This window comes from Komagataeibacter ossonobensis, assembly GCF_057359305.1.
In genome coordinates this window covers 1-11,525 of sequence record NZ_JBXAYQ010000062.1, presented here as the reverse complement: position 1 = coordinate 11,525, position 11,525 = coordinate 1, and the positions used below count along the sequence as shown (strand labels likewise).

At 51.6% G+C, this 11,525-nt stretch carries 6 protein-coding genes and 2 pseudogenes; 6 read left to right on the top strand and 2 right to left on the bottom strand.

Annotated features, from left to right (window positions below; translation table 11 throughout):
* Positions 1-204: 204 nt before the first annotated feature.
* From AC1RQ9_RS17575 to AC1RQ9_RS17565, 3 genes are all read left to right on the top strand, one after another.
* The gene (locus AC1RQ9_RS17575; RefSeq protein ID WP_485987973.1) at positions 205-831 is read left to right on the top strand and encodes a glutathione S-transferase; all 627 of its coding nucleotides are present in this window, start codon (positions 205-207) and stop codon (positions 829-831) included.
* Between the two features lie 455 nt (positions 832-1,286).
* Entirely contained in the window at positions 1,287-3,125 is a 1,839-nt protein-coding gene (locus tag AC1RQ9_RS17570) for a carbohydrate porin (RefSeq protein ID WP_485987972.1), read from the top strand.
* Positions 3,126-3,251: 126 nt separating this feature from the next.
* Entirely contained in the window at positions 3,252-4,031 is a 780-nt protein-coding gene (locus AC1RQ9_RS17565; RefSeq protein ID WP_485987971.1) for an acetoin reductase, read from the top strand.
* Positions 4,032-4,576: 545 nt separating this feature from the next.
* Here AC1RQ9_RS17565 and AC1RQ9_RS17560 read toward each other — a convergent pair.
* The gene (locus AC1RQ9_RS17560; protein ID WP_485987970.1) at positions 4,577-5,683 is read right to left on the bottom strand and encodes a PepSY-associated TM helix domain-containing protein; all 1,107 of its coding nucleotides are present in this window, start codon (positions 5,681-5,683) and stop codon (positions 4,577-4,579) included.
* A 443-nt stretch (positions 5,684-6,126) separates the two neighbouring features.
* Here AC1RQ9_RS17560 and AC1RQ9_RS17555 point away from each other — a divergent pair, with 443 nt between their 5' ends.
* The gene (locus AC1RQ9_RS17555; RefSeq protein ID WP_485987969.1) at positions 6,127-7,401 is read left to right on the top strand and encodes an MFS transporter; all 1,275 of its coding nucleotides are present in this window, start codon (positions 6,127-6,129) and stop codon (positions 7,399-7,401) included.
* 58 nt (positions 7,402-7,459) lie between these two features.
* A pseudogene (locus tag AC1RQ9_RS17550) lies at positions 7,460-7,923 on the top strand (transposase); the annotation flags it as partial.
* 385 nt (positions 7,924-8,308) lie between these two features.
* On the opposite strand, the pseudogene AC1RQ9_RS17545 reads toward AC1RQ9_RS17550, so the two are convergent.
* A pseudogene (locus AC1RQ9_RS17545) lies at positions 8,309-8,978 on the bottom strand (IS1595 family transposase).
* Positions 8,979-9,276: 298 nt separating this feature from the next.
* Between AC1RQ9_RS17545 and AC1RQ9_RS17540 the strand changes: the two are divergent.
* Positions 9,277-11,367, top strand: coding sequence for a PQQ-dependent dehydrogenase, methanol/ethanol family (locus AC1RQ9_RS17540; RefSeq protein ID WP_485987968.1), 2,091 nt, complete (start codon positions 9,277-9,279; stop codon positions 11,365-11,367).
* The last annotated feature ends 158 nt before the right edge of the window (positions 11,368-11,525 follow it).

Here is an 11,525-nt window from a genome sequence, read left to right as displayed (position 1 = left end):
CTCGCAAACCCATGAATCATAACCTGCTGAAATCACTCAACTCATTTTCGGTCAGGCTCTTATACGCGATAGGGAAGGGGAAGTTGCGGCCCGATTATGCATGTTTTTTCTTGCGGTCCGTTACGGGATGAACGTGTTCTTGTCTGACCATGGCGTGTTTTTGTATTCTGTCGGCATGGACAGAAGGTTGCCAACAGGAACGACATGATCACAAGACCCGTGCTTTATAGTTTTCGTCGCTGTCCCTATGCCATGCGGGCGCGTCTGGCCCTGCTTTCCAGTAGTGTGGAATGTGAAATCCGCGAGGTCAGGCTTACAGCCAAGCCCGCTGGCATGCTGTGTGCCTCACCCAAGGCAACTGTGCCTGTCTTTATTCTGTCGGATCATACTGTTATTGATGAAAGTTTGGATATTATGTTCTGGGCGTTGGAACAGCATGACCCGCAGCACTGGCTGGCCAATATCCGACATGACCTGATCGCGCAGAATGATGGTTCATTCAAATATCATCTGGACCGTTACAAATATGCCAATCGCTATCAGTCCGATCCAAATTATCACAGGGCGGAAGCGCTGAAGATTCTGGAAAACATTGATACGATACTGAAAGCCAGATTTTTCCTGCATGGAAACCAGCCAGGCCTGACGGATGCAGCTATTGCGCCGTTTATACGCCAGTTTGCCGCAACCGATCCGGACTGGTTTGCCAGCGTTCCCCTGCCGCGCTTGCAGGAATGGTTACAGGCGTTCCTGACGTTGCCACTATTTGATCGCGCCATGTTTCGCCTTGTCCCATGGCGGGAAGGCGATGTGCCGATTTTACTTCGTTAGACACCTGCAAATATCTCTGCCCAGACAGGCAACCTGAAGCGGGGAATATTCGTTAGCGGGCACAGGCCATGTTGTGCCTTTCAAGCAAAGGGAAATGAGCTATCGCGATGTCAATGTAACAGAAATAGTTCGTATCATATGATAGTAAATAATGCGTGCATGGATATGGACAAATATATAACTTCGGACAGCATGGAATAAATTCCATATAATATTAACTGTCTATTCGTAAAATAAAACACGAAACGCCTAATAATATATAATAAAATAAGGCAAAAAAAATGAATATAAAACAAAAATTATTTACAAAAATAAATAAATTCATACCCAAATAAAGCGGGGCAATTGATGACGGTTGTTCGGATTGCCGACTAATGGATCGGGCGACATGCTGCAATCATTTGTCCTGCCTGTCTGTGGGTATGACCTGTCTTGTGGTGTTTGCCGGAATTATCATGTTTTCCGGACGACATGACATGCATTTCCGTAAGGTCCAGGGCATGCGCGTTCTTCGTGAATGGTTTTTATTATCAGTAATCTATCATTGTTTTGATGGGGGGCTGTTTGAAAACTCAGTATTAAAAAAATACAGTAATCATAAGAAACTTATTGGTGAATATTTTTTCACAATGCTGCTTTCTTGGAAAAGAGCGATATTCAAAAATTTTTATTATTTTTTATCAACAATCTGTTTTCAAACAATTTTCCAGACCAGAAAAATATCTCGCCAGTCCGGCGTGACATCTCTGATTCTGATGGTCATGTGTCTGGCGCCGAATACGTTGCGTGTATTGCCAGCCTATGCTGCAGATCAGGATGTAGTCAAAACATCCACAGTGGAAAATGCACCACAGCCCGAACAGCCTGCGTGGTTGCGCAGGATACTTGGCACAAAGGCAGTAACAAAAAAGCTGCCGGAGGTTTCGAATCCCACGCCTTATGGCGAAACGCAGCCGACAACGCCCTTTTATGAAACAATTCCCGGTTTCCTGCAGGCTCCCTACGGGCCGCCTTCATTCGGTCCGCCTTATGGTACCACGCATATGCTGGGTGATTGGGGTGGCATTCAGCCCTGGCTGCAGAAGCGTGGGCTTTATGTTGCGCTGGATGTTTATGAAGATCTCGCCGGCAATGTAATGGGCGGCAAAAAGCGTGACTATACTGTTGTAGGGCAGGTAGGGATCACGCTGGATGTTGACTGGGACACGCTGCTGCATTCACGTGCATGGACGAAGGATCTGTGGCTGCATATGCTTGTGGTCAATGGACATGGCCGTAACCTGAGCCGACTGTTTGGTGATAACAGCAATCAGGTACAACAGATTTACGGCAGCCGGGGCAATGTGCTGGCTCATCTTGTCTGGGCATATTTCGAAAAGGCATGGCTTGAGCGTAAGGTGGATCTGTCCGTGGGCTGGATCCCGACCGGTGTGTTTTTCCAGAACTCGCCATGGGTCTGCAACTTCATGAATGTATGGTTGTGCGGGGGGGAGGCACCAACCAAATTCCTGCGTGGCGGCCGGGGTTGGCCTTCGGGTAATATCGGTGGCATCCTGCGGGTAATGCCGATGAAGGAACTCTATATCATGGGCGGACTGTTTGCTGTTTCACCCCATAATTACAACGGTGGTATTTCCGGCTGGTCATGGGCCCAGGATGGCCTGGGCAAGTTATCGACACAGGTTGAAATTGGCTGGCTTCCTGCCTTTGGGCGTAATCATCTGGCGGGGCATTACAAACTGGGCGCGATGTACGATAATTCGCGTTATGATGACCTGTATGAAGATATCCATGGAAATCCATGGGTATTGACCGGCCTGCCAGCACGCAGGCAGAGCGGGCAGACATCCGTATGGGTCATAGCCGACCAGATGCTGGTCCGTCGTGGTCCGGGTGAAATGAACGGGCTGATCCTTGGTGGATATTATGCCTATGCATCTGGCCAGACTTCGCAGATCAAGCATAGCTTCATGGCTGTTCTTATGGATACGGGCGCATTATGGCATCGCCCGCTTGATAGCGTGGGTATCGCTTTCCTGTGGGCCAGTTTTAGCCATTCCGCCATCCTGTCGCAGGAAGCGGCGGCAACTCATGGTCTTGTGCTGCCCGGGGGCAATTTTGGCATGCCATATGGGATTCAGGGCCATGAGACGATTTATGAAGCGTATTACGGTTTTCATATAGTCGAGGGACTGTCGATCAAACCGGATTTCCAGTACGTCAATCATGTTGGTGGTACCACGGTATTCAGGGATGCCGTAGTATTCAGTACCGCCATGAACGTCGCATTCTGAAATGGATGTGTTTCGTATGGTTTTGGTAAAGAATATGTTTTCTTAAATCTTCTTTCCTAGCGGAGCGTTTTTTCAGTATCCCGCCATATCCTGTGGTGTGGAAATGAAAAAGAAAGATCACTATTCATGTCTCTCGTTGGCAAGGTGGCTGTTGTTACAGGTGCTGCACAGGGCATCGGACGTGGTATTGCGCTACGCCTGGCGCGTGACGGGGCAGATCTGGCGCTGGTTGATATCAATCAGGACCGGCTGGCTAATGTTCGTGCGGAAATACTGGCACTTGATCGCAGGGTCATTACGCTGGCCGCTGATATCAGTGCGCGTGAACAGGTTTTTTCCATGATTGACCAGACGGTGGATCAGTTGGGTGGCATTGACATCATGGTCAATAATGCCGGTGTGGCACAGGTCAGACCATTACTGGATGTCAGTGTAGAGGATATGGACCGTATCTTCCAGATCAACGTCAACGGCACGTTATGGGGCATTCAGGCTGCCGCACAGGCATTCAGGAAGCTGGCCCGTAAGGGAAAGATCATCAATGCCTGTTCCATTGCCGGGCATGAGGGATATGCCTTCCTTGGGGTCTATTCCGCCACGAAATTTGCGGTCAGAGCACTGACCCAGGCGGCAGCAAAGGAACTGGCTCCCTTTGGCATTACCGTGAATGCCTATTGTCCAGGTGTGGTCGGGACTGATATGTGGGTAGAGATAGACCGACGCATGGCGGAAGCAACCGGTGCGGAAATTGGTGCAACCTATCGGAAATATGTCAGTGGTATCGCCCTTGGCCGTGCGGAAACGCCAGATGACGTCGCTGCCTTTGTTGCATGGCTTGCCAGTGCGGATTCAGATTACATGACGGGACAATCGGTGTTGATCGATGGGGGAATGGTATTCCGCTGAACCTTTCGATGCATTCTGCCTGCAGTCCGGTTACCCGCAAATGCAAACGTTGTCAGGTAAGATATTATGACACGTAATAAAATTGAAAGAGCGTTCATCTGTCTATGGCCGCAGGAATGGCAGCATATTCTGGTCGGTTGGAAATGGTCGGCTTTTCGGAATGTGGGAGGCGTATGACGAAGGCGGCATAAAAGCGGAAATGTCGAGATTGTCTGCAGGCCATACCTGCTGTTTCGGTTTCGCTATGTGTTGGATGCCGCCCTTTCAGTCAGGCCATATGTGAATCAATTACAGGCAATCTCGTATCAAGCCTCTTTTGCGTCGGTGGCGTTTTGGAGGTGGAGGTTTCTTTAAATAACGCATTGAAAAAAATAAAAGTTTTTTGGGTGCCGTCTTTTAAAAAGGCGGCATTTCCTGAAGATTTTTGAAAAAATCTTCATCAAAAAAACGTCTTTATGATTTGCAGCCTGTGTGGATGCCTATGGCGGCATGAGCGGTAAATGATATCGTTGCGGCCATCATGACCGGCAATGCGGGTTTAACCGTTACGACCCATTTCCGCGTCGTGCTGCGTTACGACGGCGTATAATCCACATACCCAGGCCCGAGAACGCCAGCACGGCAAGTGTCAGTCCACCCATCGCCACGGTAGTTTTCCATATGACGGCGACGGGGGCAGGGGTGGCAAGTCTTGCTTCATGAAGCATATGCAGCCATTGGAAGCTCCATTCCCCCCAGCGTTGCTGCCCCGGGTCGCGGCTTATGTGCATGCGGCCTTCATGTGCATTGTATTGAACGGTGGCCGGGTGGTTGGCGCCATAGGCAGGCAGGATGATCTCAAGCGACTGTTGCGCCGGGCGTTCCCCCAGCTGGACTGATAACAGGGCTGCCTCCGGCATCTGGCTTTTCAGCATGGCCAGTGTTCCGTCCAACCCCTGTTCACCCATGACCGGAGCCGGGGGCATATGGTCATGATGACTATGTTCATGAGGCGCGGGACGGTTAATGCCAAACAGCGGGCGTGCGAAGGGAAACGCCAGCACGGACCCGCTCAGTGACAGAAAAAGCAGCAGCAGCGAAAACCAGAATCCTGAACTGACATGTATCTCCCGCCACAGGCGCAGGCCACGTGCACGGGGCGCAATCATGACGGTCTTGCGCCATTTTCCCGTTTTCCACAATGCGGGATGGGGCCACCATATGACCAGGCCTGTAAGGGCCATGGCGCTTAGTATGATTCCCATTATGCCCGTGGCTGTCTGTCCATAGGGCAGCAGGAACAGATCCGCATGCAGATTATGCAGGAAGCGGATATAGGACGGAACAACGTATGTATTGATAACCGCCGGATGGTTGGGATTGACGAACACCTCAAAGGTCGGATGCCGTTCCCCTGCAGGCCCATATGTGACCATGGCGCTATCCCCGCTCCAGCGTGCCGGGTTGAAGCGCAGTGGGATCATGCCAGACGGAGCACGAGGGCGGGATGCGGCGATTATGGCTTCAGCCCCAGCCTGTGCGCCGGTCGCCGTGACATGGGGACGTTGTGGCAGCAGTAGTGGAATGACGATCAGCAACGTTCCGGTCAGTCCCTGCAGGACCAGGGGAAGCATGAGGATAAGTCCCATCCAGCGATGGATTTTACGAAACACGCTGCTTGTTTTCCTGCATGTCTATATCAAGCCGCAATGATAGCATGGCATGGTCATGATGACCATCTGTTGAACCTTTGGATGGAAGTAAAAAAAGGTATCATTTCGGCCTGAATGTAACGCATGTGGATCAGAATGCCTGATGATGACATGAAATTCCAACGTGTAAAAACATATGGGAAAGCGATAAAAAGATATGGTTTAATTAATAAAAATATTAGTTAATTTTATTATAAATAATTATGTGGTTATGGTGGTTATTTTTAATCAAATGGAATGGATGTATATTCTATAATTATTTTGAAATTGATATGGTCAATATTTTTATCTGTGCATATGGAAAGGGCAGTCCAGACAAAAACAGAAAATGTGTTCGCCGTAATGAAATGATTTCGTTATGAATGTGATGGTCTGGACAAGACTGAAGGGTAACAGGAGGGTTTGTGAACAACGGTCCCGGTCATGCGCGCCGCGCAGCACTTTCGGCTTTTGTCGGAACCGCGCTCGAATTTTATGATTATTATGTCTATGCACTGGCATCCGCGCTGGTGCTGGGGCATGTATTCTTTCCCGGTGAAAAAACGGCTGTTTCCGATATCGCATCTTTCGGCACGCTGGCGGCGGGTTTCGTTGCCCGCCCCCTGGCTGGGACCATATTCGGCATTCTGGGGGATCGCTGGGGGCGCAAACGGATACTGACCCTGACCGTGGCGGCAATGGGCATGGCCACCATGGGGGTGGGCCTGCTGCCGGGCTATGCGTCCATCGGAATATGGGCGCCCGTTCTGCTGGTGGCGCTGCGTATCGTGCAGGGCATATCGGTCGGGGGCGAATGGGGCGGTGCCGTGCTTATGGCCAGTGAACATGCGGCAGCGGGTAGCAAGACATTTGCCGCTTCCTTTGCCCAGCTTGGCAGTCCGGCTGGTATGCTGCTGGCATTGCTGACCTTTCGCATGGCCAATGCCTTTGGGCTGGAAACGTTTCTGGCCTGGACGTGGCGTATTCCGTTCCTGCTGGGCGGTGGCATTGCGCTGGGTTGTTACGTGCTGCGACGACAACTGCATGAAACCCCTGAATTCCTTGCCCAGGCCGCAAATGCGGAAGCGCCGCCGCCTTCATCCCTGCGTGCCCTGTCGGGAGAGTGGATGAAAATCGTTTATGCCGGTGCCGCCGCCGTTATCGGGACGGCAGGTTTTTTCTTCATGAACACCTTCCTGATCAGCTATGCGACGCATTATGAACATATTGACCGCGAAACCATCCTTAATGCCCTGTTCATTGCCACTTTCCTGCAACTCATCACCCAACCACTGGCAGCATGGACCGGCGAACGGATAGGGGAGACGCGCTTCCTGCTGGGCACGGCAACAGCCTGTATTTTTCTGCCCTATCCCATGTTCCTGCTGTTGCGAACCCATGATATCTGGCTGATTTCGGCGGGTATTTCAGTGACTATTGTGACCTTGTCCGCCTTTTACGCCGTTGTGGCCGGGTATATGGCGGCGGCATTTCGGCCTGCGATCCGTTATACCGCCATTTCCATTGCCTATCAGACCAGTTCTTCGCTGATTTCCGGTTTCACCCCGCTGATCGGCACGCTCATCGCCGCCCATTATGCGGGGCAATGGCTGCCGCTTGCGGTTTTTTTCTCTCTCCTTGCGGTGATATCCATCGTGGGCGTCATTGGACTGGCGCGCACGAAGGCCGCCGGGCATTAAGCTCAGGATCCAGATTTTTTGGAGAGACTTTGATTCAGCCTCTGTGAGGAGCCTGAAGATGAGTAACCTGTACTGGCTGACGGACGAGCCGTTGGCCCGTCTACAGCCGTTTTTTCCAAAGACCCATGGTTGCCCCCTCGAGTGGATGATCACCGCATGCCGGGCGGGATTATTTTCGTGAACCGCAATGGTTTGCGCTGGTATGATGCGTCACAGGAGCATGGTCGAACAAGACGCTTTACAGGCACCGAAAACGTTGGGGCACTACGGGGATCTTTGCCCGAATAATGGAAGGACTGGCGAGCAAAGCGGCTGAGCCGCAGATCATCATGATCATGCACCTGACTCAGGGTACATCATACAGCCTCGAGCCAGCGGGTAAAAAAGGGATGCCAGCTGCCTGATCGGTTGCCTAAGGCGGCATGAATACAAACTGCACGCGGTTACGGATAGAAATGGATGTCCACTTGATTTTTTATGACCGCAGGTCAGATCAGTGGTTACGCCGGTGCTGCCGTTCTCAGGGAAAATCCGTCAGATGCAACGGGCGGTGCTACAAATGCTGCAGTCACATCGATACCCCCATATGATTTTGATTGCTCACAGATATGCAGGAGGTATGGCGGGACTGCAATTCTGGGAGTGTATAATATATCAGGCAATGTGCGATTTATTGTAATAGTCAAGGAAATAATAGATTATTATCGACATAAATTCTAAAAGTCAGGCGAGCAAACATACCCTATCCCGCCAAGTATACAATAATTATTCCCAATTCTTGTTTGTAATGAAAAGAGGAGGCAATATCAATTCATTACTTTAATTAAACTTTTATTTATATTATTATATATGATCCAAAATCCGTTAATAAATATTATTTAAATAAGGTCTGGCAGAGGTAAGGAGATTAAGTGAGGGATCCAACGGTGATGTTAGCCCATTGAGCGAGGGTTTGCAGGCGTTTCCTGAGTGAGCGGTGATTGAAACGCCACTCACACTCGGCAAGGAAGAGATGGACATCCTGCCGGGGAATTCCATTGTATCGCCGCAGATGCCGCTTCGCCTGGCTCCAGAAGTTCTCAATGCCGTTGATATGGTTCCGCCCGTCGCTAAAGCGCGTGGTGTGATTGATCCGTTCATGGCGAAACTCGGAGACATCAAGCGTCCTGTAGGCATGCCATGTGTCTGAATAAACGATTGAATCTGGACGTATTTTCTTTCGAATGACCGACATGGGCGTCCGGCTTCCCGCATTGGGGATCATGACTGCATGGACGCGGCCGCCACGTTTGAGCAGCTCAAAAACGGCGACCTTTCCTGCAGCACCTGGCCCTCTTTTTACCTTTGCGATGTCCGCCGAAATAGCTTTCATCGACTTCGATCTCTCCTTCAAGGGGCGCTTCCAGAGCATTATGCGCGGCAATGATTTCCCGAAGCTTACGGTAAAACGGGGTCGCTGTATTGCGATTGACGCCGACAATTTCCGCAGCACTCCGCGCGGGTGTGCCCACAACGAAGTGCTCCAGAAGGCGCCTTTGGGTGGCAAGTGCTAGACGACTGCGACGACGTGCTTTCATATGACATATCAAGCCGTTATTGGCTTACCTATGCCAGTCCCTAAATTTATTTACGATCATTCAGAATATGTTGGGTTCATTTCCCCTTTCGGTGCGCGGTCCATTTGTGGGCAGGATGTCTGGTTGATGATGGGAAAAACCCACGTGTAATTTCTGTTGATATTCGATACGATATAAAAATATTTAAGTTGAACGGACTTTATCAGGAAAGGAAATATGCTCTATGGGGATGCGGTATAATAATACTATCCAGGGTCGGGATCTTTTCAAACTTCGGTTACGTGATGTCCTGCTGGGCATGGGAATGCTCCTGTGTGCGGGTGTTCCGGTTCACGCAGAATCAACAGCAGATGCCATTATTCATGCCGATGATCATCCCGGTGACTGGCTGACCCATGGCCGTACCTATTCAGAACAGCGATATAGCCCGTTAAAGCAGATCAATGCCAAAACCATCGCTCGCCTGCATCTGGCATGGCATTACGATCTGGATACCAACCGGGGGCAGGAAGCAACGCCCCTGATCGTCAACGGGGTCATGTACACCACCACCGCATGGAGCAAGGTCAAGGCGCTGGATGCAGCGACCGGACGGCTGCTATGGGCCTATGACCCGAAGGTGGACGGAAAAGTCGGCGTCCGTGGGTGTTGCGATATCGTGAACCGTGGCCTGGGCTACTGGAATGGCAAGCTGTATCTGGCCACTTTCGACAACAGGCTGATTGCCTTGGATTCCCGGGATGGCAAGGTCATCTGGAGTGTTGATACGATCCCGACAGATGCCGACCTGGGGCAGCAGAAGGCCTATACCATTACCGGCGCACCGCGTATTGCAAAGGGCAGGGTACTGATCGGAAACGGGGGGGCGGAATTCGGTGCCCGTGGTTTCATTTCGGCATTCGATGCGGAAACGGGCAAACTGGACTGGCGGTTCTTCACGGTGCCCAATCCGCATAACAGACCCGACCATGCGCCATCCGATACGGTTCTCATGACCCGTGCCTATCCAACATGGAGCCCCACGGGCGCATGGGTGCGGCAGGGCGGTGGCGGCACGGTATGGGATTCGATCATATATGATCCCGTTACGGATCTGGTCTATTTCGGGGCAGGTAACGGGTCGCCATGGAGTTATGGCATCCGTTCCAACGGGAAGGGAGATAACCTCTTCCTTGACAGTATTGTCGCCGTAAAGCCGGATACGGGGGAATATGTCTGGCATTTTCAGGAGACACCTGAAGACCAGTGGGATTATACATCAACCCAGCAGATCATGACACTTGACCTGCCCCTTGATGGGCAGATGCGGCATGTGATCGTGCATGCGCCCAAAAACGGCTTTTTCTACGTTCTGGATGCCGCGACAGGGGCGTTCATTTCTGGCAAGAACTTCGTTTTCGTCAACTGGGCAAAGGGACTGGATCCGAAAACCGGGCGGCCAATCTTTAATCCTGACGCACAGTATTCCGTCACCGGCAAGCCATTTTATGTCTTTCCGGGGGATATGGGTGGGCACGGTATCGCCGCGATGAGCTACAGCCCCCGCACGGGGCTGGTGTACCTGCCGACCCAGCAGGTGCCCGATCACCTGAAGGGCGCACGTAAATTCAAGGCTTTGCCGGATGGCTGGAATCTGGGGCTGGATATTCAGCCAGATGACAAAATGCCATCCATCGCGGCACAGAAAGCTGCTGTCGGGGACCTGCGGGGATCGCTGGTAGCGTGGGATCCCATAGCGCAGAAAGCACGCTGGGAAGTGGTGCAGAAAGGTCCCGCGAATGGCGGGACGCTCGCCACCGCAGGTGACCTGGTATTCCAGGGCCTGACGGATGGCACGTTCCATGCCTATGACGCGCATGATGGGAAGGATCTGTTCAGCTTTGATGCACAGAGTGGCATCATCGCCTCTCCCGTCAGCTATCGTATCGGTGGGCGGCAGTATGTCGCCATTGAAGTCGGTTGGGGCGGATCGTATGGCCTGTTTGCCACCGGGTTGGCCCGTCAGGAAACCGGGGCTGTCAATCATTCCCGTGTGCTTGCCTTTGCCCTTGATGGCAAGGACCATCTGCCGGCTGTCAGTGACGCGCCTGTTCCCTCATCCCCGCCACCGGCCTCGTTCGTGCCCCGCCAGGCACTGGCGGGAAGCCAGCAGTACCAGAATTACTGTCAGTACTGCCATGGGGCGAACGTAGAATGGAATGGTGTCCTGCCTGACCTGCGGAAATCCGCAGCAATTCAGGATAAAAACAGTTTCTACGCCATCGTGGGCAAGGGGGCGCTAAGCAGTTTTGGCATGGACGGGTTCGAGAAATCCATGAAACCGGATGAAATTGAAAGCATCCGCCAGTTCATTATCGAACGTGCGCACCAGACCCTGTCACAACCATGATGCGGTAAAGGACGCGACGGGGATAAGACCTTCTCCCTGCAGAAGGTCTGAAATCCCTGTCTTTGGTAAAGAATTTTTGGGTGAAGCTTTTTTCAAAAAGCTTCAGGAAGCGCCGCCTTTTTGAAAAAAGGCAGCGTCCAGAAAATTTTATTTTTTAC